Genomic DNA, 25,332 nt, shown 5'->3' on the forward strand with positions numbered 1-25,332 from the left:
CCCGTCTGCAGCCGGTCCCACTCCACCGCTTTCCCAGGCCGCGTCGCGGCCGTGGAGGCTCGCCAGTGAGCGCCCGTCCGGTCAACGTCGGCGTCGTCGGGCTCGGCTTCATGGGCCTCACCCACATCAACGCGTACCGGAAGATCGAAGGCGTCAACGTCGTCGCGGTGTGCGACGCGGTGCGGCAGCCGGTCAACGGCGTGCTCGGCGGCATCGCCGGCAACGTCGCCGGGTCCGACACGGTGGACCTCGGGCCGAACTGCCGCGCCTACACGAAGATCGAGGACCTGCTCGCCGACGGCGAGGTGGAGCTCGTGGACCTGTGCGTGCCGACGCCGCTGCACGTGCCGCAGACGCTGGCCTCGCTGCAGGCCGGCAAGCACGTGATCTGCGAGAAGCCGCTGGCGCGCACCTCGGGCGAGTCGCGGAAGATCGTCGAGGCCGCCGCGGCCGCCAGGACGTTCTTCATGCCGGCGATGTGCATGCGCTTCTGGCCCGGCTGGGCGTGGCTGAAGCAGCTGAAGGCCGACGGCACGTACGGGCAGATTCTCACGGCGCGGTTCCGCCGCGTGTCGGCACCCCCGGGCTGGAGCCGCGACAGCTACTTCAAGGGCGGCGAGTCGGGCGGCGCGCTGTTCGACCTGCACGTGCACGACACCGACTTCGTGCAGTTCCTGTTCGGGCGGCCGAGCGCCGTGTTCTCGACCGGCGTCAGCCGCTTCAGCGGCGCCACCGACCATGTCGTGACGCAGTACGTGGTGCCGGGCGGCGCCACCGTGTACTCCGAGGGCAGCTGGCTGATGGCGAGCGGCTTCGCGATGTCGTACACGGTGATGTTCGAGCGGGCGACGATCGACTACGACTCGGCGCGCGGCGACAACGCGCTGCAGGTGCTCGAGGAAGGCAAGGACCCGCGCGTCGTCGTGCCCGAGGGCCCCGACGGCTACGTCGGCGAGCTGCAGCACCTGATCGCGTCGATCCGCAGCGGCACGGCACCGACGATCGTCACGGCGCAGGACGGCTTGAGCGCCGTCGAGATCTGCGAGGCCGAGGAGAAGTCGGTGGCCACGGGCCAGGTGGTCACGCTCTGATGCGTGCCGGCTGGGCGGCCGCGCTGCTGTGCGTCGCACTCGCGGCAGCGTCAGTGGCCGCCCAGGGGGCCGCGGATCGGGAATCGTCGCTCGGCGGGCAGCCCGGCGGCAGCAGTGCGACGACGTACGCACGGTTGCTGGACCTGTTCCGCGAATGGCGGACGTTCGAGGAACCGCCTCGCGTCGATGGCGTGCCCGACTACACGCCGGCAACCAACACGCGGCGCCTCGCCGAGTTGACGCGCCTGCAGCAGCGCCTGCAGGCGATCGACACCACCGGCTGGTCGATTCCACAGAAGGTCGACCAGCACCTGGTGCGCGCCGAGATGAACGGCATGCAGTACCACCTCACGGTGCTGCAGCCCTTCGCGCGCGACCCCGCCTATTACGCGTCGATCAGGACCGAGGAGAGCGACACGCCGGCCGAGGAGGGCCCGGTCATCCACGGGGTGATCCGGCTGTGGAAGTACGGCATCTGGCCGCGCACGGTGCTCGAGAAGGCGCGGCCGCTCACCGACGAGGAGACGACGCGCCTCGCCACCGAACTGCGCACGATTCCGCGACTGCTCGCACAGGCGCGCGTCAACCTCGCCGGCGCCAATGCGCGCGACCTGTGGATCGGCGGCGTGCGAGCCTTCGAGGAGCAGGCCGAGGCGCTCGAGCGCCTGCAGGCCGTGGTGAAGGCATCGACGGCCGTCAACGGCACGCCCGCGCTGATCACGTCCATCGAGGCGGCCCATGTCGCGACGCGCGACTTCGCGCAGTGGCTGCGCGACGAGACGCCCAGGCGCACCGGCCCGTCGGGCATCGGCAAGGCGCAGTACACCTGGTTCCTGCGCAACGTGCTGCTCGTGCCGCTCTCGTGGGAGGACGAGCTCACGATCACCCGTCGCGAACTCGCGCGCGCCCACGCCTCGCTGCGGCTGGAGGAACAACGGAACAAGGCGCTGCCGCCGATGCCCGTGGCCGACTCCCCCGAAGCGTACCGCGCGCTGCAGGACAAGGCCATCGCGTCGTATCTCGACTTCATCCGACGCACTGACCTGCTGACGATGCAGCCGTGGATGGAGCAGGCGCTGCGCGAGCGGATGCCCGGGTTCGCGCCCGAGGCCACCCGCAACTTCTTCGCGCAGGGCAACCATCGCGACCCGCGGCCGTTGTGGACGCACCTCTATCACTGGTGGGACAACTGGCGGCTGCGCCAGGCCGATCACCCGAGCCCGATCCGTCGTGGGCCACTGCTCTACAACGTGTGGATGAGCCGCGCCGAGGGCATGGCGACGTCCATGGAGGAGTGGATGATGCACGCGGGCCTGTACGACGACAGCCCGCGGTCGCGCGAGATCGTGTGGATCATGCTGATCGCCCGGGCGGCGCGTGGCCTCGGCAACCTGTACGCCCACGCCAACACGCTGACGATGGCCGAGGCCGGCGACATCCACGTGAACTGGACGCCGCGTGGCTGGATGCGCCGCGATCCGCTCCTCGGCTTCGAGCAGCACCTGTACCTGCGCCAGCCCGGCTACGGCGCGAGCTACGTCACGGGCGGCCGGCTGATGGAAGAGGTGATCGCCGAGCGTGCCCGGCAGCTCGGCGACCAGTTCTCGATGCGCCGGTTCTTCGACGAGGTCGACCGCGCGGGCATGATCCCCGTGTCGCTGATCTACTGGGAACTCACCGGCGACGACCGGATGGTGCGGGAACTGGGCGGCACGGAACCACTGCCGCCGAGGTGATTTCGCGGTTACGGGCCTTTGCGTAGCCGTCGCGCTTGCGCGACGGTCGCGGCTGCCTCGATGAGCGTCGGAGGGGTGCGACAGCCGAGAGGTCAGCCTAGGCGGCCCAGCTCGCCCCGACCGCCCGAATGAAGTTCTCGCCCAACACGAGCCGAATGGTCGCGTCGCTGTACCGACGACGCACCATCGCCTCGGTAAGATCGAAGAGCCGCTTGGGATGGTTCATCCCGTCCACGTGCACGCCACCGTCGGCGGCGTAGTAGGGCCTGTAGCGGTCGAAGTTCGCCTGGTTTGCGATCGCCATCGTCTCGCCAGGCTTCGGGATCGGCGCGCCGAGGCCCGCCATGTCGAGATCGGAGCCCACCCCGACATGCTCGGCGCCGACGAGCCGGATCACGTAGTCGATTTGGTCGACCACGTGCTCGACCGTGACCGGCGCCGATGGCCGCACCATGAAGCGAATGAACGCGATGCCCATCACGCCGCCCTTGGCGGCAAGCGCGCGAATGGCCTCGTCCGACTTGCACCGCGGATAGTCCGGCATCGTGCCGCGCGGGTTGCCGTGGGAGAACACCAGCGGCTTCCTGGCCGCCGCAATCGCATCGAGCGTCGTCTGGTCGGCGCAGTGCGAGACATCCACCGTCATCCCCACGCGCTGCATCGCCTCGACGATCTGATGGCCGAACACCGAGAGCCCGCCATCGCGGTTCTCGAGGAAGCCCGCGCCGAGGCGATTCTGGAAGTTGTAGGTGAGCTGGGAGAGGCGCTGCCCGAGCTGGTGAAAGGTCGCGACGTCGGCGACCGTGCGGAAGTGGTCGGAGTTCTGCGTGGTGATCATGATGCCCACGCGCCCATCGGTGCGCGCGTTGGCGAGGTCGGTCGCATCGTCCACCCGCACGAACCACTCGGGCCGCGAGGCGATGAACCCGTTCCAGCTCGAGGTCCATCGCAGCGCCGCTTCGTAGTCGGCGGGCCCGTGGCCGAGCGCGAGCGTCTTGACTCCCGATCCACGAAAGACGGCGAAGTCGGCCGCGGTGAAGCTGTTGGGGTCCTGCAGCCACCGAGCCGCCCTGGGCGTGCCTGGCTCGCGATTGTCCGCGAAGGCGAACTGGCAGAGCAGGTCCACGACCCGCGACTCCTGCATCAGGCCAATCGTGCGCGCCGAGTACGCGTCGGGGGACTGCGCAAAGAGCTGGTAGCGCCCGCGGAGGACAGCGGGGGCGGCGGCGGCCGAGAGTGCGGTGCCGCCGAGGATGCGGAGAAGATCGCGTCGTTGCATGGGGACGTCCGGACACATTAGCGGGTGTGACGTCTCTCGAGTCAACAGGCCTCCGTGAGCGAGGTCTCGTCGGGAGAGGGACTTTCGTCTCCCCCTGCTGCCAGCTATCCTCTCCCATGCATTCGCGGTGGCTGACCGCCCTCCTGCTCCTCGCCGGCACGGCCTCCCTGGCCTCGGCGCAGGTGGACTACGTCCGCGACGTCAAGCCGATCCTCGCGAAGCACTGCTACCGCTGCCACGGCGCCTCGCAGCAGAAGGGCGGACTGCGCGCCGACACCGCGGCCTTCCTGAAGGAGGGCGGTGATACTGGCGCCTCCCTCGCGCCAGGTGACTCCAGGGCGAGCGTCCTCGTGCAGGTCCTCCTCGGCACGCACGACGACATCTCGCAGATGCCCTACAAGAAGCCTGCGCTCGCCGATGCCGAGATCGCCACGATCCGCGCCTGGATCGACGCCGGCGCAGCCGCGCCCAGCAACGAGGTGCCGGACAAGGCCGTCCACTGGTCCTTCGTCGCCCCGGAGCGCCCCACCATACCCGGCGTCGCCAGGCCAGACCGGTCGCGCAACACCATCGACCGCTTCATCCTCGCCCGTCTCGACAAGGAGAAGATTGCGCCCGCGCCCGAGGCGGATCGCGCGACGCTTCTGCGCCGCGTGAGCCTCGACCTCACGGGCCTGCCGCCGACGCCCGCCGAGTCCGCCGCCTTTCTCGCCGATCGCGCCCCCGATGCCTACGAGCGCGCCGTCGATCGGCTGCTCGCCTCGCCGCACTACGGCGAGCGATGGGCCCGCCTGTGGCTCGACGTGGCGCGCTACGCCGATTCCAACGGCTACTCCATCGACGCGCCGCGGCAGATGTGGAAGTACCGCGACTGGGTCGTCGCCGCCCTCAACCGCGATCAGCCCTACGATCAGTTCGTCGTCGAGCAGCTCGCCGGTGATCTGCTGCCTGCCGCGACGCGCGACCAGAAGGTGGCCACCGGCTTCAACCGCAACACCCAGATCAACCAGGAGGGCGGCATCGACCCGGAGCAGTTCCGCGTCGAGTCCGTCATGGATCGCGTCAGCACCTTCGGCACCGCCTTCCTCGGTCTCACGGTCGGCTGCGCGCAGTGCCACGACCACAAGTTCGACCCGATTCCCCAGCGCGACTACTACCAGCTCTACGCCTTCTTCAACAGCACGGTGGACGACGGGCACGGCAAGGCCACGCCCGGCGGCACGCTCGAGTTCCCGGGGGAGGCGCAGGCGCCCGAGGCCCTGCGGCGCGAGCTCGCCGAGGCGCGCGGCGACCTGGATCGCTATCTCGACACGCATGCGCGCGCGGCCATCGTGTGGGCGGCCGCCCTCGACGGGCCGGCGCGGCTCAAGCTCGGCGCGACGGCGCGCGACGCCATCGGCCGCCCCTTCGACGAGCTGACGTTCGCGGAGAAGCGCGCGCTCTACGCCGCGTATCCGGGGGCCACGCCCGAGTTCCGCGCCAATAACACCGCGCTGGCAGCCCTCGAGCGGCGCGAGCCCAGGCCGGTCACCACGCTCGTCATGTCGGAGCTGCCGCAGCCGCGCGAGAGCGTGATCTTCATCAAGGGCGACTTCACGCGCCGCGGTGAACCCGTCTCGCCCGGCACGCCGGAGATTCTCCCGCCACTCGCGCCGACGCCGGGTCGCGCGCCCAACCGCCTCGATCTGGCGCGCTGGCTGTTCGAGCCGGCGCACCCGCTCACCGCGCGCGTGATCGTCAACCGCGTGTGGCAGCAGTACTTCGGCCGCGGCCTCGTCGAGACGGAGAACGATTTCGGCACCCAGGGCCTGCCGCCCAGCCATCCCGAGCTGCTCGACTGGCTCGCCGTGGAACTGGTTGCGCAGAAGTGGAGCCTCAAGGCGATGCACCGCCTGATCGTCACCTCGAGCACCTACCGCCAGTCGTCGGACGCCCGCCCCGATCTCGAGATCGTCGATCCGCTGAACAAGCTGCTCGCCCGCCAGTCGCGCCTGCGCCTCGACGCCGAGATCGTCCGCGACGTGGCGCTGAGCGCGAGCGGGCTCCTCGCACCGCAGATCGGCGGCCCACCGGTCTTTCCGCCGCAGCCCGACGGCGTGATGACGCTCGGCCAGGTGAAGCGCGACTGGACGGCGAGCACCGGCGCCGACCGCTACCGTCGCGGGCTCTACACGCACTTCTGGCGCGCCACGCCGCACCCCGCGCTCGCGGTGTTCGACGCCGCAGATGGCTTCAGCGCCTGCACGCGCCGCCTCCGCTCCAACACGCCGCTGCAGGCCCTCACGCTCCTCAACGACCAGCAGTTCTTCGAGTTCGCGCAAGCCCTCGCCGCGCGCATCGAACGCGAGGGCGGCGCCGACGACGCGAGCCGCATCGACTACGCGTTCCGCCTCAGCGTGGCACGTTCGCCCACGCCCGACGAGTCGCGTCGCGTCCGGGAACTGCTCGCGCAGATCCAGCCCTCTGCCTCCGTCCGGGAGGCCTGGACCACCGTCGCCCGCGTGCTCCTGAACCTCGACGAGACGATCACGCGCGATTGACGCCCATGCCGCCACTGCCTCCCTTCGATCCCGCTACGCACCTCGGCGAGCAGACGCGCCGGCACTTCTTCAGCCGCTGCGCGATGGGCCTCGGCGGCATCGCGCTCGCCTCGATGCTCGGCGAGCGTCGGACGGACGCGGCCGCGGCTCAGGCCGCCCTGCCCGACCCGATGGCGCCCAAACCCGGCCACCACGCGCCGCGCGCCAAAAACATCATTTACCTCTTCATGGCGGGCGCGCCCAGCCAACTCGAGCTCTTCGACTACAAGCCGAAGCTCATCGAACTCAACGGGCAGCAGGTGCCGCCATCGCTCATCGAGGGCAAGCGCTTCGCGTTCATGGACTCGAGCCACGGCACGACGCTCCTCGGCACGCGCCGGGCCTTCAGGCAGCACGGCCAGAGCGGCGCGTGGGTATCGGAGCTGTTCCCGTACACGGCGAAGATCGTCGACGACATCACGCTCGTGCACTCGTGCGCGGCGGACCTGTTCAACCACGCGCCGGCGAAACTCTTCATGAACACCGGCTCCGGTCAGTTCGGCCGGCCGAGCATGGGCGCGTGGCTCACGTATGGCCTCGGCAGTGAGTCGCGCGATCTCCCGGGCTTCGTCGTGCTCCAGTCCGGCCCACGCGGACCGCGCGGCGGCGCGGTGAACTGGGGCAGCGGCTTCCTGCCGACGACCTACCAGGGCGTCCCGTTTCGCGGCAGCGGTGACCCCATCCTCAACCTGTCCAACCCCGAGGGCGTCACCGCCGAGCGCCAGCGCCAGACCATCGACGCCATCCGCGATCTCAACCTCAGTCGCGCCGTCGCGACCGGCGACGCCGAAATCCACACGCGCATCGCCGCCTACGAGATGGCCTCGCGCATGCAGGCCAGCGCCCCCGAGCTGATCGACCTCAGGGGCGAGAGCGAGGCCACCAGGAAGCTCTATGGGATCGAGGGCGACGCGCCCTCATTCGCGCGCAACTGCCTGCTCGCGCGCCGGCTCGTCGAGCGCGGCACGCGCTTCGTGCAGCTCTATCACACCAACTGGGACAGCCACGGCGGCCCCGGCGAGAACCTGCAGGGCGACTTCGAGAAGGTCTGCCGCGAGGTCGATCAGGCACAGGCCGCGCTCGTGCTGGATCTCAAGTCCCGCGGCCTGCTCGAGGACACGCTCGTGATCTGGGGCGGCGAGTTCGGCCGGACGCCGATGGGCGAGAACCGCGACACGATGGGCCGCAACCACCACATCGATGCGTTCACGATGTGGTTTGCCGGCGGCGGCGTGAAGGCCGGCGCGAGCATCGGCGAGACCGACGAACTGGGCTTCAGCCCGATCGAGGACCGTGCGCACGTCCACGATCTCCACGCGACGATCCTCCATCTGCTCGGCCTCGACCACAAGAAGCTCACCTTCCGCTTCCAGGGGCGCGACTTCCGCCTCACCGACGTGCATGGCCACGTCATCGAGAAGCTGCTGGCGTAAGGTCCCCCCACACCCCGCCCTGCCTTTGCTCCCTGCGCTACCCTGTTCCCCGTGCCGAACCTCTCCGACCTCCAGACTCCGCTCGTCGTCATCGATGCCCCTGCCCTGCAGCGCAACATCACGCGCATGGCGGAGGCGGCCGCCGCGGGCGGCAAGCGCCTGCGCCCGCACGGCAAGACGCACAAGAGCGGCTGGATCGCGCGCCAGCAGGTGGCCGCCGGCGCCATCGGCATGACGTGCGCCAAGCCGGGCGAGGCCGAGGTCTTCGCCGCCGAGGGCATCACCGACATCCGCATCGCCTACCCGATCTCGCCGACCTATGCGCCGCGCATCCTGTCGCTGATGGACGGCGTGCGCCTGTCGACGATCGTCGACGACCTCGGCGTCGCGCAGGGCTGGTCCGACGCGATGGAGGCGGCCGGGCGCCGTCTCGAGGTGCTGGTCAAGATCGACGTCGGCACGCATCGCTGTGGCGTCGACCCGACGCAGCGCGACGCGGTGGCGTTCATCGAGGCCGTGAGCCGGATGCCTGGCCTGGACCTGCGCGGCCTGCTGAGCCATGCGGGCCACTCGTACGCGGCCGGCTCGCTGGACGAGGTCCGGGCCATCGCCGCCGCCGAGGCCGCGATGATGCAACAACTGGTCGATGGCTGCGCGGCCCGGGGCGTCACCCTTGAAGAGATCAGCGTCGGCTCCACGCCGAGCGCGCGTTTCAGCGCCGGGCTGGCCGGCATCACCGAGTTGCGACCGGGCAACTACGTGTTCCACGACCGCACCCAGGTCGGCCTCGGGGTCGTCGACTGGCAGGACTGCGCGCTGCGCGTGCACGCCTCGGTGGCCTCGTTCCCCGCCCCGGATCGCCTGGTGCTCGACTGCGGCAGCAAGGTCCTGTCCTCGGACGGCGCCCGCGGCTTCGGCGGCGCCGCCAGCGGCTTCGGCGTGATTCTCTCCCCCGACGGCCAGCCCGACCCGGGCCTGCTCATCGAGCGGCTGTCCGAGGAGCACGCCGTGGTCCGGGTCTCCGGCACGACCCGCCTGCGGATCGGCGACCGCGTCACCGTGATCCCCAATCACGCCTGCGTCGTCGCCAACCTCACCAACCGCTACGTCGTGGCCGACGGCGACACCGTGGTCGAGACCCACAAGGTGGACGCGCGCGGGTTGGTGAACTGACCGGGCGCCGGGCCGACCAGGTAGGGCGCGGTCTCCGACCGCGCCGTTGGTGCCCAACGGCGGCGTGGGACACGCCGCGCTACCGTCGTATTCCCGGCATTCGGCAGCACGGCATTGTCAGGTGTACACTCCGTGCTCTATGGCACAGGCGACGCGCGAGCTGGGTGATGCGCTGGGGATGGTCGAGACCCGTGGGCTGGTGGGCATGGTCGAGGCCACCGACGCGATGTTGAAGACCGCCAATGTCACGTTCGTGAGCTGGCAGAAGGTCGATGCCGGACTGGTGACGGCCATCGTCCGGGGCGATGTCGCCGCCGTGAAGGCCGCCACCGACGCTGGCGCCGCCGCCGCCCGCCGCGTCGGCGAGCTGGTCGGCGTGCACGTCATTCCGCGCCCAGCCGACGACGTCGAGCAGATCTTCCCGATCTCGTGATTTCAGAAGTGCAGAAGTTCAGAATTTCATTCCCGCCGCCAGGCTCCGCCGTGGTGGTCGTGCAATTCTGAACGTCTGCAATTCTGAAATTGTTGCCGCCTACTGCGCGATCACCACCGCCGTCCCGCTGGCGCTCACCATCAGCATGCTCCCGCCGTTGCCGATGGTCTCGTAATCGAGATCCACGCCAATCACCGCGTTCGCGCCCAGTGCCGCGGCCTGCTCCTGCATCTCCTTGACCGCCAGGTCCTTGGCCTTGCGCAGCTCCGACTCGTAGGCGGCCGAGCGCCCGCCGACGATGTCGCGGATGCCGGCGAAGAGGTCGCGGAAGATGTTGGCGCCGAGGATGGCCTCGCCGCTCACCAGGCCGATGTACTTCACCACCTTGGCGTTGTCGAGCGTGGACGTCGTCGTGATCAGCATGTGTACTCCTCGGCCTTCGTCGTTCGGCCTTCGGCCTTGGGAATGGCCCCTACTTCTCGAACACCGCGTACTGCGCGCACAGCCGGTCGGCGGCATGCGCGGCGTCGACGTCCTTCTGCGTGACACCACCCGCCGTGTGCGTCCAGTAGCGGACGGTCAGGCGGCGGTACTCGAGCACGAAGTCGGGGTGGTGGTCGACGGCTTCGGCCTGGAACGCCAGGCGCGTGAGCAGCGCGATGGCGTCGGGAAAGCTCGTGATGGTGAACTGGCGCTCGATGGCGTTGCCCTTGGACGTCCATCCGGGGAGGTCGGCGAGCGCGGCCGCGAGCTGCGCGGGATCGAGGTGATCGGACATGGGTCGGCCAGCCTTCAGAGGTCGAAGCGGGATGCGGCCAGGGCCGGCGGCACCGGCGCCGACGGCGAGCGCACGATGTCGGTGACGAGATCGGCCGTGAGCGGCGCCAGCAAGGCGCCGTTGCGGTAGTGCCCGGTCGCGAAGACGAGGCTCGGCAACCGCCTGGATGCCCCGATGATCGGGTAGCCATCGGGCGATCCCGGGCGCAGGCCGACGCGCACCTCGGTGAAGCTCGCCTCGTGGAGGGCGGGCACGAGGCCCTGCGCGGCGGTGCACAGCTGCATCACGCCGGCGACGGTCGCGCGCGCGTCGAAGCCGACCTTCTCGGCCGTCGCGCCGACCAGCAGTTCGTCGGCCCATGGCACGAGGTAGACGCCGTTGCCCCACGTGACGCGCCGGAGCCCGCCGCTGGCCATCTGCAGCCGCAGCAGTTGGCCGCGCACCGGGTGCGTCGGGATCATCGGGTGCCCCTCCACCGGCAGCTGCATCGCCCACGCGCCAGCGGTGACGATCACGTGCGGCGCGATGAACGTGTGGGCGTGCGTCTGGACGCTGAGGCGCCGGTCCTCCGGCGCCAGCCGCTCGACGCGCTCCGACGACAGGAACCGCGCGCCCTGGTGCAGGGCCGCATGTCGCAGCGCCTCGACGAGATCACGGATGCGGACCGCGCCGTGCGACTCGATGAGCAGCCCCGCGCTCTGGGGACGGATCAGCGGCTCGAGCTCGCGGATCTCCGCCTCGGTGCCGGCCAGGTGGCAGGGCACCCCCTGCGCGTGCAGCGTGCTGGCGAGCGTGCGGAGTTCCTCGGCGCCCTCCTCCGTGTCGGCCACCTGGAGCGTGCCGTTGCGGACGTAGGGCACGTCCATGCCCGAGTCGCTGCGGACGCGCTGCACGAACGCCTCGTAGCGGCCGAGGCTGTCGGCGCCGATCTGCGCAAGGACGGGATCGTGGGCGCCCTCGATGTGCGGACACAGCATGCCACCCGACGCTTGCGAGGCTCCGGATCCGGGCGCAGCCGCGTCGAGCACCAGCACCGACGCGCCGGTGCGGGAGAGCGCATGGGCGATCGCGCAGCCGATCAGCCCCGCGCCAACGACGATCACATCCGGGTGCGACGACACGGGGATCAGTGTACTGCCGGCTCGGGGCAACACTTGGAGGCTCAGGGCTCAGGGCCCGAGGCCCGAGGCCCACCCCAAGGCCCACGGCCCAAGGCCCAAGGCCCAAGGCCCAAGCCCCAGCCCACGGCCCAGCGAGCATTCGGAAGGCGGTGGCCTACTTCCGGAGATCGCGGAACTGGGCCTGCGCGCGGGAATCGGCCTGCAGCGTGCCACCAACCGGCGCGCGGTCGACCAGCCACTGGTAGCTGCCGGTCAGCGTGCCGAGCACGACGTCGAGCGTGGCGCGCAGGGTGGCGACCTCGATCCGGGTGGTCGGCGAGGTGGCCGGCGTGTCGAGGCGCCCGGCCAGCGAGAGCTGATCGTCGGCGAGCACCGAACCCGTGAGCGGAACGGTCGCCGACGGCTCGGCGGAGTCCACCAGCGTGCCGGTCAGCTGATCGCCCACCTGGGTGACGCGCAGGGTCACCGTGCCGGTGGTCGGCGCCCCTGGGGCGCAGAACGCCGCCGTCGACGCGGGACTGCACGTGATCTGCGGACGCGCGAGGCCGCCCGTCCACGTGCCCTGGTAGTCGGGCACGACGCGTAAGGCGAGGCTTCCTGACGCCGTGCCGCTGGTGACCGTCACCGTCACCCGCCCGGCGCGCGTCGCCGTGGCCACCCCGGTCGCGCCCACCGTGAGCACGCTGGCGTCGCTGGTCGTCCAGGCCCCACCGGTCACCGGGGCGCCGGCCGGGCCGGTGACCGTGAGCGGCAACGTCTCGCCGGCGCGAAGGACGGTGCGCGCCGCCGTCACCTGCAGGGCGCCGGTCGGCGCGGTCGGCGTGGTCGAGTTGTTGTCGCAGCCGGCGAACAGGAAGGCCAGCCCCGCGAGCGCGGTGGCCACCAGGCGAGACGTCACGCGGCGACTGTAGCAAGATGAACGCTGGTTCGGAAGCCGGGTGCCTGTCGCCTGCGGCCGCCCGGGCCGACCCGGGCCTGCCGCGTGCGCATCCTCTCCCCTGCTGTCCCCCGTGCCGTCATCGACGACGAGATCGGCGCGGCGCGCTACCCGGGCCACTCGCCGGCGCGCTGGGCGTTGCCGCTGGTGGCCGCGCTCGATGACGAGGCTCGCGGCTGGCAGCGGGTAGCGCTCGCACCCGACGAGTTCGCCGCCCTCTGGCTGCCGCCACATGCCGGCGAGCCCTGTCACGGCGACACCATGGCGCTGGGCACGACCACCGATGGCGGCACCCTGGCCACGCTGGGCGACTGGCTCGACGCGCACGCCGATGCCTATGCGGCAGCCAACCCGAGTTGCTGGGGGCGCATCGAGGCGGCGCGGCAGGAGCCGCCCTCCTGCCTGGTCGTCGCCGGCTGGTCGGTGGGTGATCGCGTCAAGCCGGACCACGCCGCGCTGGTGGTCGTCGACGGGCTGCACCGCGCCCTCGGCGCGTGGCGACGCGGCGACAGGACCTGCGAGGCGTACCTGCCGAGGTAGCCCTACCGCTTCGGCGGCACCACGTTCTTCCCGTCCTCGCGGCGCGTGATCCAGGTAGCAGGAGGCTTCTCGCGACGCATCGACGGCTGGTCCGGCGCCTCGCCCTCGCGCCTGCGCTCCTCGGTCACCACGACCGTGGGGGCGTAGACGAAGGTCGGGGCGTAGATGGGGGCATACGTGGGGGCGTAGACGTCCTGCCGCACGACGGGCTGGGATGAAGCGGTCCCCGGCTTCCGGCTGGCGCGCACGAGCGCCGCGATCAGCCGCTCACTGAAACCGGCACTCTTGAGGTCGTGGATGTCGGCAAAGCTGAGCTCGAGGGGGCCCGCCTCGGCATCGACCACCGCGATGAGCAGGTCGTCACCCATGCCGGTGCGATGCAGCTCGTAGACGTCGCGAAGGGTGAGGTCGCCGGCCGTCGCCGGCGCGACTCCAAGACTCAGCAGCAAGGACAAGGCAGTGAGGACGCGGCGCATGCTGCGGGGACAAGCAAGAAGCGTCGCTGGGCGTCATGTCCCTTCATGGGCGCACTTCTGTCCTGCCAAGGCGTCAGTTCCGCGGGCACGGGGTTTGCCCTCTAGCGGGACGCGCCGGGTCCACCGGCGGGAGCCCAGAACATGGAACAGCGCGCCCTCATCGCCTCTCTCGTCCTTGGTTGCGTTACCGCGGCAGGAGCCGGCGGGTACCTGGCCGTCAGGCAGGTGGCGCCAGCGCCAACCGCATCCCCGGCCGTCGACACCGCGCCCGCTGCCGACCCGACGGAGGGCACCATCGCCGATCTGGGCACCTCGGACGCGCCCGTCGACGCCAGGACCAACCCGCTGCCGGACCCGGCACCCGCTCCCACCGGGGACGTGAAGGCCGCCTCCCGGCCCATGGACGTGCCCGCACCCTCGCGACCCGTCACCCGGCCGACGACGGCCGCGCGCCCGGCGACCACCGCGCCGACGCCGCGCCCATCGTCAACGCCCACCCCGGCCCCGGCCACCACGCCGGCGCCGCGCGATGAGCCGACCCGCAGCACGTGGCCCGCGCCTCCCGCCGACACGCAGGCATCGGCGCCGACGCAGGCGCCCGCGTCGCGCTGGCCCAACGAGGCCCCGGCAGGCGCGAGCAGCCCGGCCAGCCCGCGCGATCGCGACGCCACGACCGCCGACGCCGGCTTCCCGTCGCGCCAGCCGACCCCTGAGCCTGTCGATTCGCCAGCGCCCACGCGCCGCCTCGAGGACGTGACGATTCCCCGCGACGCCGTCATCGGCGTGCAGCTCGAGACCGGCGCGAGCTCCGAGCGCTCGAAGGTGGAGGATCCCGTCCGCGCCCGTGTCACGCGCGACGTGCTGGCCAACGGCACGGTGGTGGTGCCGGCCGGCTCCAAGCTGCTCGGCAGCGTCACGCTCGTCGAGGAGGGCGGCCGCATCAAGGAGCGCGCGCGCCTGGGCGTGAAGTTCCACACGCTCGTGCTCGCTGACGGCACCGAAGTCCGCCTCCCCACCGAGGTCATCTACCGCGAGGGCGAGGAAGTGGCCGGGCGCGCCGCGGCCAAGATCGGCGGCGCGGCCATCGGCGGCGCGATCCTCGGCGCCATCATGGGCGGCGGCAAGGGCGCCGTGATCGGCGCGGCGACCGGCGCCGGCAGCGGCACCGGCTGGGCGATGGCGGGCGACCGCAAGCCCGCCGAACTGCGCGCCGGCCAGTCGGTCACGGTCCGCGTGTCCGACAGCGTGACGACGCCGATGGTGCGGTGAGCGCCGGATATACTGCCGGCATGGATGGAGTCGTCAACTTCTCGCGCGTGGACGCCACCGTCGCCTGCGGTGGCGACACGCCGCAGGCGGTGTTCCCCGCCCTCAAGGCCGAGGGCTTCACCTCGGTGGTGAACCTCCGGCTCGGCCACGAGCCGGGCGTGGCCGAGGAGGCCGCGGTCGTCGAGGCGGTCGGCCTCCGGTATCACCACATCCCGATGACGCCGACGGCGCCCGAGGCCGAGGCCGCCGACCGGTTCCTCGAGGTCATCGCCGACTCGTCGAACCAGCCGGTGTACATCCATTGCGCCTCCGCCAACCGGGTGGGCGCCGTGTGGGCGATCAAGCGCGTCGTGCAGGACGGCTGGGACCGCGAGCGCGCCATCGCCGAGGCCCAGGCGATCGGCATGAAGAGCCCGGTGATGCTCGATTTCGTGACGCGGTACCTCGACGCATACAGGTAGGGCGCGGTGTCTCACCGCGCCGTTAGTACGCCGGGCACGCGCTAAGATCGCGCGTGTCCTTTCCCGACATCCCCCGCACCGTCGGTCCGCTCGGCGACATGCCGGCCGAGGAGTTCCGCGCCGCCGGTCACGCCCTCGTCGACTGGATCGCCGAGTACCTCGCGACCGCCGAGCGCTACCCCGTGATGTCGCAGGTGGAACCGGGGGCCCTCGCGCGCGCCCTCCCCGCCAGCGCGCCTCTCCACGGCGAGCCGATCGGCGTCGTCCTCGACGACGTGGAGCGGCAGATCGTGCCGGCGCTCACGCACTGGAACAGCCCGACGTTCTTCGGCTACTTCTCGATCTGCGCGAGCGGTCCGGGCATCCTCGCCGACTTCCTGTCGTCGGCGCTCAATCAACAGGCGATGCTGTGGCGCACGTCGCCGGCGGCCACCGAGCTCGAGGCGGTGTCGCTGTCATGGTTGCGGCAGTTGATGGGCCTGCCCGCCACGTTCGAGGGCGTCATCTACGACACCGCGTCGATCTCCACGCTGCATGCGCTGGCGGCCGCACGGGAGCGCGCGCTCCCCGGGGTGCGGCGCACCGGGCTCGAAGGGCGGGAGGACGCGCACGGCCTGCGCGTGTACTGCTCCGACCAGGCGCATTCGTCGGTGGACAAGGCGGTGATTCTGCTCGGCCTCGGGCACGACGCCGTGGTCCGGATCCCCAGCGACGAGGCGTTCCGGATGCGCCCGGAAGCGCTTGCCGCTCGCGTCGCCGCCGACCGCGCTGCCGGACTCCACCCGCTCGCCGTGGTGGCGACCACCGGCACCACCTCGACGACGAGCGTCGATCCAGTGGCGGCGATCGCCGACGTGTGCCAGCGCGAGGGCCTGTGGCTGCACGTCGATGCGGCGTACGGGGGCGCCGCGGCGCTGCTGCCGGAGATGGCCTGGGTGCTCGAGGGCGCCGACCGGGCCGACTCGCTCGTCGTCAACCCGCACAAGTGGATGCTCACGCCGTTCGACCTCAGCGTGCTGTTCTGCCGCCACATGGACCTGCTGCGCGAGGCGTTCTCGCTGGTGCCGGAGTACCTGAGGACGAGCGAGGCGCCCGAGGTCCGCAACCTGATGGACACGGGCGTGCAGCTCGGGCGTCGATTCCGATCGCTGAAGCTGTGGTTCGTCCTGCGGTACTTCGGCGCCGACGGCATGCGCACGCGCATCGCCGAGCACGTCCGGCTGGCCTCGTTGCTCGCCGGTTGGGTGGACGCCGACCCTGCCTTCGAGCGCGTCGCACCGACGCCGATGAGCGTGGTCTGTTTCCGTGCCCGTCCGGAATCACTACAGAACGATCCGGCTGCGCTCGATACGTTGAACGAGCGGCTGCTGCTCGAGCTGAACGCGGGCGGCCGGATCTTCCTCTCGCACACGAAACTGCGCGACGCGTTCGTCCTGCGCTTCGCCATCGGGCACGCGCGCACCACGGAATCGCACGTGGCCGACGCGTGGGCGCTGATCAGGACGACCGCGGCAAGCCTCATCTGAACGTCGTCCCGGTGCCCGCTGAACCGGAACCCCGGCCCAGGCCCCGTCGCCCGGTGCCCGTCGCCCGGTGCCCGGTACCCGGTACCCGGTGCCCGAGACTTTCGGCATCCCCTTTGCTAGGAGTACTGCGTGAGCGTTCGTCGCTGGCTATGTTCGTCGGTCGTCGTGTGTGCCCTGGTGGCCATGCCCGCAGCGGCGTCGGCCGACATCCTGTTGACCCCGTTTGCGGGCGTCAGCTTCCTCGAGCAGGAGAAGAAGCCACTGACCTACGGCGTCGGCCTGTCGCTCGGCGGCCTCATCGGCATCGAGGGCGAGATCGCGCGGGTCAGCCTGGCCGAGCAGGGCATCGTCGGCACGTCGGTGAGCCTCGAGACGAACCTCACGACGTACATGGGCAACCTCGTCCTGCGGCTGCCCGTCGGGTCGGTGCAGCCCTACGCCACCGGGGGACTGGGGCTGATCAAGGTGTCGGGCGACGTCGACGCCGCCTACCTGGGCAACGTGCTCAGCGTGAGCGGCAGCGAGCTCGGCATGAACTTCGGCGGTGGGTTGTACGTGTTCCTCGGCGACAACCTCGGCATCCGCGGCGACGTGCGCTACTTCCGCACGATCGGCGAGGTGACGCTCGAGGACATCACCGACTTCGGCGGGTTCGACGACCTGCCGGTGCCGCAGTTCGACTTCTGGCGAGCCACCGCTGGCGTCACGCTGAAGTTCTGAAGGCCTGCAATTTCAGAATTTCAGACGTTCGGAATTTCACACCGGTTCGTGGGCGTCGACCTTGAGGTCGACGCATGACCACTCCACGCGCACTGGAGGTGCGCTTTCATATGAAGAAGCTGTTGCTGTCCTCGCTCGCCCTCACCCTGCTCGCCGCCGCGCCCGTCGCGGCGCAGACGCGCGGTATCGTCACGCCCTTCGTCGGCGTCACCACCGATACCCCGACCGACGAGAACCGCACCGTGTACGGCGGATCGATTGGCGTGCTCGGCCCGATCTTCGGCTTCGAGGCCGACTTCGGCTACACGCCGAACTTCTTCGAGTTCGAGGACGACTTCGGCGAGCTCGACTCCGAGGGCAGCGTCACGACGGCGATGGGCAACCTGCTGGTCGCCACGCCGGGGCGCTTCCGCGTGTACGGCACGGTGGGCGCCGGCCTGATGCGGTCGAACCTCAAGCTGCTCGACTTCTTCGACGACCTGTCGAGCAACGACTTCGGGATCAACTACGGCGGCGGCCTGATGGTGTTCGTGACCGACAACGTCGGCATCCGCGGCGACATCCGCCAGTTCCGCAGCCTGCAGAACGACGACCTCGGCGACGACTTCCCGGAGCCGGGCGACTTCGACCTCGGCGACTTCAAGTTCTGGCGCGCGACGGCCGGCGTCAGCTTCAGGTTCTGACGCGTGCACCGGCAATTTGAATTTGAAATTTGAAATTGCCGGGTCAAGATGACGGCGTGCACCTGCCGCGCCGCATCACCGACATCCAGCCGCCCGTCATCCCGATCCTCGGCGAGTGGATCCGGTCCAATCCCGGAACCATCTCGCTGGGGCAGGGCATCACCTCGTACGGGCCGCCGCCTGAAGCCATGCAGGCGGTGCAGTCGTTCGGCTCGACGCTGGCCGAGCACCGGTACGGGCCCGTGGAGGGGCAGCCCGAGCTGCTCGCGATCCTCCGCGACAAGCTGACGCGCGAGAACGGCCTCGACCTGACCGGCCGTCGCGTGATCGTCACCTCGGGCGGCAACATGGCGTTCCTGAACGCCGTCCTGGCGGTGACCGACCCCGGCGACGAGGTCATCCTGCCGGTGCCGTTCTACTTCAATCACGAGATGGCGCTGACGATGATCGGGTGCCGGGCCGTCGGCGTGCCGACCGACGCGCGCTACCAGCTCGATCTCCCGGCGCTGCGCCGGGCGATCACGCCGCGCACCCGGGCGATCGTCACGATCTCGCCCAACAACCCCACCGGTGCGGTGTACCCGGAGGCCGACCTGCGTGCCGTCAACGTGATGTGCGCCGAGCACGGCCTCGTGCACGTCACCGACGAGGTGTACGAGTACTTCACGTACGGCCAGGCGCAGCACTACTCGCCCGGGAGCGATCCGGCAAGCCGGCCGCACACGATCTCGATGTTCTCGCTGTCGAAGGCATACGGGTTCGCGAGCTGGCGCATCGGCTACATGGTGGTGCCCGACGAGCTGTTCGACGCGGTCAACAAGATCCAGGACACCAACCTGATCTGTCCGCCGCTGGTATGCCAGGCCGCGGCGGCGGGCGCGCTGCGGGTCGGTCGCCCGTACACCGAACCGCACGTCGCCGCGCTCGACGTGGTGCGCCGCGAGGTGCACGAGACGCTGCGCGGGCTCGGTGATCTGGTGGAGGCCCCCGGCACCGACGGCGCGTTCTACGTGCTGCTGCGGGTGAAGACCGACCTCGATGCGTTCACGCTCACCCGTCGCCTGATCGAGCGGCACAAGGTGGCCGTGGTGCCCGGCAGCGCATTCGGGGTCACCGACAGGTGCGCGCTGCGCATCTCGTTCGGCGCGCTGGACCGCGAGTCGGTGGCCGCCGGGATGGCGAGGTTGGTGGAGGGCCTGCGCGCGGAGGCGTAGGACGAGTCTCAGGGCTCAGGGCTCAGGGCTCAGAAGGCATTCTGATGCTGCAGCTGCGCTGAATGCTCTCTGAGCCTCGAGCCTGCAGCCTTGAGCCTGCGTCATGCCGCGTCCGCCGTGCGGCCCGAGTAGACATCCCAGGCGCGGATGACGGCGCGGAGCGTGCGGGCGCGGGCCTCGAGCGAGGCGACGTCGGCAGACTGGTGGCGGTCGGGGTGCGACTCGCGGACCAGCCGGCGGTAGGCGCTGCGGATCTCCTCGTCGCTGGCGCCGTCCGTGAGGTTGGCGCCGAGGCGGTTCAGCAGGGAGATGCCGAGCCGCTCGCGGGCGGTGCGGGGGCGGACCGCGGACAGGTTCGCGCTCGAGCCACCACGCGCCGGTCGCGACGCGGTTTCCTCCCCGCGCGGCTGCCCGGCCGGCGCTGCAGTCGCCATGTGCGGATAGCGCGCCGAGAGGACCTGCGCCGACACGACGCGCAGCGGCTCGAGGCGATGCACCCAGGTCGGGCTCACGATCGACGGCTCCCGCCCGCCGAGCACCACCGGAGGCGGCACGTCAGCAAGCTTGTTGAGCAGCACGTCCGCAAACCCGAGCCGGGCACCCATGGAGAGGGGATCGGCCGAAGGACACGGCGCTTGAACGGGGGGCGTACGGCTTACGGCTCAGGGTTTAGGGCTCAGGGCTCAGAAAGCATGCTGATCAAGCAAGTCGTCGGACGTAGCCGTCGGCCTCGGCCGACGGGGGCGTCAGGGCTGGGGAGCAGGCTCGAAGCGGAAGATCCCTACCTCCAGCTCCCGGGTCGCGCCTGGCGGGAGATCCCCCAGCTCGATCGGGCCGAAGGCGACGCGCTTCAGTGCCGTCACCTCGTGGCCCGTGGCGGCGAACATGCGGCGAATCTCGCGGTTCCTGCCCTCGTCGAGCACCACGGTGAGGTGTGTCTCCCGGCGTGATCGCTTGCGCACGGCGACCTCACGCGGCCGCAGGGTCTCGCCCTGATCAACCACGCCCTCGGCAAGCAGGCGCGCGACCGTCGCGTCGGCCAACTCGCCACGCACCGTCACCAGGTAGGTCCGGAGCACGCCGGTCGCCGGGTCGGTGAGCCACGCCGCCAGGCGCGTGTCGTTGGTGAACAGGAGCAGCCCGCTGGTGGCCAGGTCGAGGCGCCCCACCGCCTGCACGCCGGCCGCCACGGCATCGGCCGGCAGCAGGTCGTACACGGTCGGTCGTCCCTGCGGGTCGACCCGCGTCGTCACGTACCCGCGGGGCTTGTGCAGCGCGATGACGCGCGTCGCCTGCCGGCGCGCCGGCGCCTCGTCGACCCGCAGGTCGTCGCGCTCGGGCGACACGAGACGACCGGGCTCGCGCACCACCTCGCCGCCCACCCGCACGCGCCCCTCGAGCACCGCCGCGATAGCCTGGCGGCGCGAGAGCACGCCCAGCTTGGAGAGCGCGCGCGCCAGCGGCACGCGGCCCTGCGCTCGGGCATCCCCACGTGTCGCCGCCGGCCTCGGCCGGTGAGTGCGTGACGTCGCGTTAGACTGCCGCATGCGTTTCGCCATTGTCGCTCCGGCCGTCGTGCTGGTCGCGAGCACCGCGGTCGCCCAGCCCATCGCCCCCAGTATCCCGTCGGCCTCCCGTGTCGCCCCGAGGCCGGCCCCGAGCGAGGGCGAAGCGGTCCCGTCGAAGGCGCAGTTGCAGTGGCAGCGGATGGAGATGAACGCCTTCGTGCACTTCGGGCCCAACGCCTTCACCGGCGCCGAGTGGGGGTCGGGGCGCGAGCAGCCCACCATCTTCAACCCGAAGGAACTCGACGCGCGCCAGTGGGTGAAGGCCTTCAAGGCCGCCGGCATGAAGGGCGTGATCGTCACCGCCAAGCACCACGACGGCTTCTGCCTGTGGCCGACGAAGGAATCCACGCACACGGTGGCGGCCAGCCCGTGGCGCGGCGGCAAGGGCGACCTGCTGCGCGAGCTGTCGGATGCGGCGCGCGCCGAGGGCCTGAAGTTCGGCGTGTACCTCTCGCCGTGGGACCGCAACCACCCGACCTACGGCACGCCCGAGTACAACGACGTGTTCGTGCGCATGCTCGAGGACGTGCTCGCCAACTACGGCGAGATCTTCGAGGTGTGGTTCGACGGCGCCAACGGCGAGGGCCCCAACGGCAAGCGCCAGGTGTACGACTGGCCGCGCTTCCACGAGGTGGTGCGCCGCCTGCAGCCCAACGCGGTGATCTTCAGCGACGCCGGGCCGGGCATCCGCTGGATCGGCAACGAGCGCGGCGAGGCGCCGCTCACCAACTGGGCGATGCTCGATCGCGACCGCTACGAGCCGGGCACCGGCCTGAGCATGGACCTGCCCGAGGGCTCCGAGCTCGGCAAGTTCTACGTGCCGGGAGAGTGCGACGTGAGCATCCGTCCGGGCTGGTTCTGGCGCGCCGCCGAGAACGGGCGCGTCAAGTCGCCGCGCACGCTGCTGCGCCTCTACGAGTCGTCGGTGGGCCGCAACTGCACCCTGCTGCTCAACGTGCCGCCCGACGACCGCGGCCTCGTGCACGAGAACGACGTCAAGGCGCTCGCCGGCATGCGCGCGCTGGTGGACGCGGTCTACGGGACCTCGCTCGTGCCGGCCGGCGCGAAGGGCACGGCCACCTCGTCGCGCGCCTCGCACGGACCGGCCGCCGTGCTCGACGCCGACCTCGACAGCTACTGGGCGCCGAGCGTGAAGCAGGCCAGCCTGACCATCGACCTCGGCGCGCCGGTCACCTTCGACCGCGTGCGCCTGCAGGAGTACGTCGCCGCCGGCCAGCGCATCTCGCTGTTCGAGATCGAGGCCAACGTCGGCGGCGCCTGGCAGCGCATCGCCACCGGCACCACCATCGGCCACACCCGCATCGTCGCCACCAACGTCACGACGGCGTCGCAGGTGCGGGTGAGAATCCACGACGCGCGCGGCCTGCCGATGCTTGCGTCGGTGTCGATCCACGACTCCTCGCGCGCCAACGGCGTGGCCCCGGCCGACGCGCCGGCGCATTGAGCGCTGACCACCGCGGGCGTCGCCCGATTCCCGATTCCCGATTCCCGACTCCCGACTCCCCATTCCCGATTCCCGATTCCCGACTCCCGACTCCCGACTCCCCATTCCCGACTCCCCATTCCCGATTCCCGTCCCCGATGAACCGACGCCAACTGCTCCAGTCGCTCGCCGTGGCCCCAGCAGCCGCCGCGCTCGCCCGTCCCTCCTTCGCCCAGGCGCCCGCCGGCTCCGCGGCCGACCACGTCATCGCGATCTCGCTCGACGGCGTGCGCACGCAGGAGATGTTCGGCGGGCTCGACAAGGACATCCTGCAGGCCGTGCTCGGGCCGAAGAAGAAGGCCGAGGAGCACCCGCTCTACAAGGCCTACTGGCGCGACACGCGCGAGGCGCGCCGCGAGGCGGTGATGCCGTTCCTGTGGGGCACGTTCCTGAAGGACCACGCGTCGATCGTCGGCGACCGCTGGGCCGGCAGCGTGATGACGCTCGGCAACACGATGCGCTTCAGCTACCCGGGCTACGCCGAGCTGATGACCGGCGTGCCGCACGACGATGTGATCGACAGCAACGACGGCAGGTACTACCCGTTCGAGACGGTGCTGCAGTTCCTGCGCCGCGAGTTCGCGCTGCCGCAGGAAGGCGTCGCCTGCTTCGGGTCGTGGGACGTCTTCAAGTACATCCCGAACTCGAAGGCCGGCGACGTGTTCACCAATGCCGGCTACGAGGACTACCCGTCCACCGACCCGCGCATCGCGGCGCTCAACGCCGCGCAGCACATGACCGTGCCGGCGTGGGACACCGCCCGCTACGACCACTACACCTGGCAGTTCGCGCTTCATCACCTGCAGCAGCACAAGCCGAAAGCGATGTGGATCGGCCTGGACGAGACCGACGACTGGTCGCACAACAAGTCGTACGTGCGCGTGATCGAGTACCTGCACCGGTTCGACGGCTGGCTGAAGGACCTGTGGACCCTGCTGCAGGCCACGCCCGGGTTCGCGGGGCGGACGGCGCTGATGATCGTGACCGACCACGGGCGCGGCAACGGCGCGGCCGACTGGAGCAGCCACGGCAAGGACACCGAGGGCGCCCAGTACGTGTGGGCGATCGTGTCGGCGCCGCACTGGCCGGCGCGCGGGCTGTGGAAGGCCGGGCACGCACCGGCGTCGCAGAGCCAGGTGGCGGCCACCCTCGCCTCGCTGGTGGGCAAGGACTGGAAGGCGGCGTCGCCGAAGGCCGGCGCGCCGCTCGCGCCGCCGAAGTGATCGGATTCTCCGAGGTCCGCGCCGGGCAGCAGTGCCTGCTTCGCGCCTACAAGGTAGGGCGCGATGTCCCCATCGCGCCGCTCTCCGCCCTCGACGGCCGGGTGGGGACACCCGGCCCTACCTCGATGCGGCCCGAATCCGACCCGCTTGCGGACGTACGTGCGCTCGCGCGGCCGTTGTTCGCGGGCGCGGAGTCGGCCCAGGGCGATGCGGCGCGCACCCGGGCGTTGATGGACGCGGGTTGCCCGCGCATCGTCGACGCGGTGGTCGAGGCCGACGGGCTGCGCGTGCGGGTGGACGTGCTCGAGCGCACCGCGCGCGGGCGCTGGATCGCGGTGCTGATCCGCAACGGCGTGCGCGTGTCGTGGAGCCTGGCCGACCGGGCGGCGTTCACGCTGCACGTGCTGCGCGCCGCCGGCCATCACGTGGCTGCGGTGCACGCGATGCTGCTCGACGAGACCTACGAGCGCCCCGACGCCGGCCCCGTGGACCCGCACCGCCTGTTCGTGCGCCGCAGCGTCTCGTTCGCGGCGGGTCGGCGTCGGCTCCTGCGGATCGCGGCATCGGTTGCCGCCACGCGCGCCGCGCTGGCCTCTCCCGACCGCCCCGCGATCGCGCCGGGCGCGCACTGTCGCGACAGCCGCGACGGCTGTCCGTTCCTCGACGACTGCACCGCGCACCTGCCGGCCGACTGGACCGGCTGGTTCCCGCGCAAGGACAAGCCGCCGATCCGCGAGTGGCTCGCGCAGGGCTTCGTGCGCATGGCCGCCGTGCCGGTCGAGGGGCGGCAGTTGCCGCGTGGCGCCGAGCACGCCAGGCTGGCGAGCCGCGCCGGCGGGCAGTACGTGGCGCCAACGCTCGCCGCGGCGCTCGCGCCGGCCGGTCCCCCGGCCTACTACCTCGACTTCGAGTGCGTGTCGCCGGCCGTGCCCCTCTACGCCGGCACGCGGCCGTACGCGGTGGTGCCCTTCCTGTGGTCCGTGCACCATGACGATGCGGCGGGGAACCTCACGCACGTGGACGACCTCGCCCCGCCCTCGACGGACCCGCCGCTGCGCCGCATGGCCGAGGGGCTCATCGCCGCCCTCGGCCCATCGTCGGGCGAGCCGATCGTCGTCTACAGCAGCTACGAGTGGGAGCGGCTGCGCGACCTGGCGCAGGCGCTGCCCGATCTCGCCGAGCCGTTGCAGGCGATCCAGGCGCGGCTGGTGGATCTGCTCGAGGTGGTGCGCGAGCACGTGTACGACCTGCGGTTCCGGGGCTCGTTCTCGATCAAGGCGGTGGCGCCGGCGCTGGCGCCCGAGGTGACCTACGACGGCCTCGGCATCCGCGACGGCCTGGCGGCGGCCCATGCCTACGAGGCGGTCCTGCGCGGGTTGGACCGGGTCCATCCCGGAGGTGTAGCCCCCGGCCCTGACCGACGGGCCCAGGTGCTCGCGGACCTGCGCGCCTACTGCGCCCGCGACACCCTCGCGATGGTCGCCCTCCACCGCGCGCTGCTCCGTCTGCGCCACGCGTAGGCGCCGCCCTCGGGCGACGCACCGCCCGCTCGGACGCCGTTGCTCGGGCACGGTGCCCCGGAAGGGTC

At 71.1% G+C, this 25,332-nt stretch carries 24 protein-coding genes; 16 read left to right on the plus strand and 8 right to left on the minus strand.

Annotated elements, in window-relative coordinates; genetic code table 11:
* Positions 1–65 precede the first annotated feature (65 nt).
* Positions 66–1,091, plus strand: a complete 1,026-nt coding sequence (locus TBR22_RS25205) for a Gfo/Idh/MocA family protein (protein WP_239490606.1) — start codon at positions 66–68, stop codon at positions 1,089–1,091.
* Positions 1,091–2,827, plus strand: coding sequence for a DUF885 family protein (locus TBR22_RS25210; protein WP_239490607.1), 1,737 nt, complete (start codon positions 1,091–1,093; stop codon positions 2,825–2,827). The genes TBR22_RS25205 and TBR22_RS25210 overlap by 1 nt, the downstream gene beginning before the upstream one ends.
* A 97-nt stretch (positions 2,828–2,924) precedes the next feature.
* Here TBR22_RS25210 and TBR22_RS25215 read toward each other — a convergent pair whose 3' ends face one another.
* Entirely contained in the window at positions 2,925–4,106 is a 1,182-nt protein-coding gene (locus tag TBR22_RS25215; RefSeq protein WP_239490608.1) for a dipeptidase, read from the minus strand.
* A 116-nt stretch (positions 4,107–4,222) separates the two neighbouring features.
* On the opposite strand from TBR22_RS25215, the gene TBR22_RS25220 reads away from it, so the two are divergent.
* The 4 genes from TBR22_RS25220 to TBR22_RS25235 all read left to right on the plus strand — a co-directional run bounded on the left by TBR22_RS25220 (position 4,223) and on the right by TBR22_RS25235 (position 9,724).
* Entirely contained in the window at positions 4,223–6,646 is a 2,424-nt protein-coding gene (locus TBR22_RS25220) for a PSD1 and planctomycete cytochrome C domain-containing protein (RefSeq protein WP_239490609.1), read from the plus strand.
* Between the two features lie 5 nt (positions 6,647–6,651).
* Positions 6,652–8,118, plus strand: coding sequence for a DUF1501 domain-containing protein (locus TBR22_RS25225; RefSeq protein WP_239490610.1), 1,467 nt, complete (start codon positions 6,652–6,654; stop codon positions 8,116–8,118).
* 51 nt (positions 8,119–8,169) lie between these two features.
* Positions 8,170–9,291 (plus strand): alanine racemase, encoded by a 1,122-nt coding sequence (locus TBR22_RS25230; protein ID WP_239490611.1) that lies wholly within the window; start codon positions 8,170–8,172, stop codon positions 9,289–9,291.
* A gap of 139 nt (positions 9,292–9,430) precedes the next feature.
* A complete protein-coding gene (locus TBR22_RS25235; RefSeq protein WP_239490612.1) occupies positions 9,431–9,724 on the plus strand; it encodes a BMC domain-containing protein in 294 nt (97 codons plus the stop codon).
* Positions 9,725–9,823: 99 nt separating this feature from the next.
* On the opposite strand, the gene TBR22_RS25240 is transcribed toward TBR22_RS25235, so the two are convergent.
* The 4 genes from TBR22_RS25240 to TBR22_RS25255 form a co-directional block, all read right to left on the minus strand.
* Positions 9,824–10,147: a heavy metal-binding domain-containing protein gene (locus tag TBR22_RS25240; protein WP_239490613.1), complete on the minus strand. Its 324-nt coding sequence runs from the start codon at positions 10,145–10,147 to the stop codon at positions 9,824–9,826.
* Between the two features lie 49 nt (positions 10,148–10,196).
* Entirely contained in the window at positions 10,197–10,502 is a 306-nt protein-coding gene (locus TBR22_RS25245) for a 4a-hydroxytetrahydrobiopterin dehydratase (protein ID WP_239490614.1), read from the minus strand.
* Between the two features lie 14 nt (positions 10,503–10,516).
* Positions 10,517–11,623: a glycine oxidase ThiO gene (gene thiO, locus TBR22_RS25250; RefSeq protein WP_239490615.1), complete on the minus strand. Its 1,107-nt coding sequence runs from the start codon at positions 11,621–11,623 to the stop codon at positions 10,517–10,519.
* Positions 11,624–11,777: 154 nt separating this feature from the next.
* Positions 11,778–12,521, minus strand: coding sequence for an Ig-like domain-containing protein (locus tag TBR22_RS25255; RefSeq protein WP_239490616.1), 744 nt, complete (start codon positions 12,519–12,521; stop codon positions 11,778–11,780).
* Positions 12,522–12,605: 84 nt separating this feature from the next.
* Here TBR22_RS25255 and TBR22_RS25260 point away from each other — a divergent pair, with 84 nt between their 5' ends.
* Positions 12,606–13,100, plus strand: a complete 495-nt coding sequence (locus tag TBR22_RS25260) for a DUF6309 family protein (protein ID WP_239490617.1) — start codon at positions 12,606–12,608, stop codon at positions 13,098–13,100.
* A 2-nt stretch (positions 13,101–13,102) separates the two neighbouring features.
* On the opposite strand, the gene TBR22_RS25265 is transcribed toward TBR22_RS25260, so the two are convergent.
* Positions 13,103–13,576, minus strand: a complete 474-nt coding sequence (locus TBR22_RS25265; protein ID WP_239490618.1) for a hypothetical protein — start codon at positions 13,574–13,576, stop codon at positions 13,103–13,105.
* A gap of 141 nt (positions 13,577–13,717) precedes the next feature.
* On the opposite strand from TBR22_RS25265, the gene TBR22_RS25270 reads away from it, so the two are divergent.
* The 6 genes from TBR22_RS25270 (at position 13,718) to TBR22_RS25295 (ending at position 19,449) form a co-directional block, all read left to right on the plus strand.
* Positions 13,718–14,845, plus strand: coding sequence for a TrbI/VirB10 family protein (locus TBR22_RS25270; protein ID WP_239490619.1), 1,128 nt, complete (start codon positions 13,718–13,720; stop codon positions 14,843–14,845).
* A gap of 20 nt (positions 14,846–14,865) precedes the next feature.
* A complete protein-coding gene (locus TBR22_RS25275; protein ID WP_239490620.1) occupies positions 14,866–15,306 on the plus strand; it encodes a beta-lactamase hydrolase domain-containing protein in 441 nt (146 codons plus the stop codon).
* A gap of 53 nt (positions 15,307–15,359) precedes the next feature.
* Positions 15,360–16,832 (plus strand): pyridoxal-dependent decarboxylase, encoded by a 1,473-nt coding sequence (locus TBR22_RS25280; RefSeq protein WP_239490621.1) that lies wholly within the window; start codon positions 15,360–15,362, stop codon positions 16,830–16,832.
* 129 nt (positions 16,833–16,961) lie between these two features.
* Positions 16,962–17,552: an outer membrane protein gene (locus tag TBR22_RS25285; protein ID WP_239490622.1), complete on the plus strand. Its 591-nt coding sequence runs from the start codon at positions 16,962–16,964 to the stop codon at positions 17,550–17,552.
* A gap of 74 nt (positions 17,553–17,626) precedes the next feature.
* Positions 17,627–18,235, plus strand: coding sequence for an outer membrane protein (locus TBR22_RS25290; RefSeq protein ID WP_239490623.1), 609 nt, complete (start codon positions 17,627–17,629; stop codon positions 18,233–18,235).
* 56 nt (positions 18,236–18,291) lie between these two features.
* Positions 18,292–19,449 (plus strand): pyridoxal phosphate-dependent aminotransferase, encoded by a 1,158-nt coding sequence (locus tag TBR22_RS25295; protein WP_239490624.1) that lies wholly within the window; start codon positions 18,292–18,294, stop codon positions 19,447–19,449.
* A gap of 101 nt (positions 19,450–19,550) precedes the next feature.
* On the opposite strand, the gene TBR22_RS25300 is transcribed toward TBR22_RS25295, so the two are convergent.
* Positions 19,551–20,054, minus strand: coding sequence for a J domain-containing protein (locus TBR22_RS25300; RefSeq protein ID WP_239490625.1), 504 nt, complete (start codon positions 20,052–20,054; stop codon positions 19,551–19,553).
* A 141-nt stretch (positions 20,055–20,195) separates the two neighbouring features.
* Entirely contained in the window at positions 20,196–20,915 is a 720-nt protein-coding gene (locus TBR22_RS25305) for a pseudouridine synthase (protein WP_239490626.1), read from the minus strand.
* 79 nt (positions 20,916–20,994) lie between these two features.
* Here TBR22_RS25305 and TBR22_RS25310 point away from each other — a divergent pair, with 79 nt between their 5' ends.
* The 3 genes from TBR22_RS25310 to TBR22_RS25320 all read left to right on the plus strand — a co-directional run bounded on the left by TBR22_RS25310 (position 20,995) and on the right by TBR22_RS25320 (position 25,264).
* Positions 20,995–22,482, plus strand: coding sequence for an alpha-L-fucosidase (locus TBR22_RS25310; RefSeq protein ID WP_239490627.1), 1,488 nt, complete (start codon positions 20,995–20,997; stop codon positions 22,480–22,482).
* Between the two features lie 137 nt (positions 22,483–22,619).
* Positions 22,620–23,744: an alkaline phosphatase family protein gene (locus tag TBR22_RS25315; protein WP_239490628.1), complete on the plus strand. Its 1,125-nt coding sequence runs from the start codon at positions 22,620–22,622 to the stop codon at positions 23,742–23,744.
* On the plus strand, positions 23,741–25,264 hold the full coding sequence (locus tag TBR22_RS25320; RefSeq protein WP_239490629.1) for a DUF2779 domain-containing protein: 1,524 nt from the start codon (positions 23,741–23,743) through the stop codon (positions 25,262–25,264). The genes TBR22_RS25315 and TBR22_RS25320 overlap by 4 nt, the downstream gene beginning before the upstream one ends.
* Positions 25,265–25,332: the final 68 nt, after the last annotated feature.

The sequence above is a fragment of the Luteitalea sp. TBR-22 genome, assembly GCF_016865485.1.
Classification (GTDB): domain Bacteria; phylum Acidobacteriota; class Vicinamibacteria; order Vicinamibacterales; family Vicinamibacteraceae; genus Luteitalea.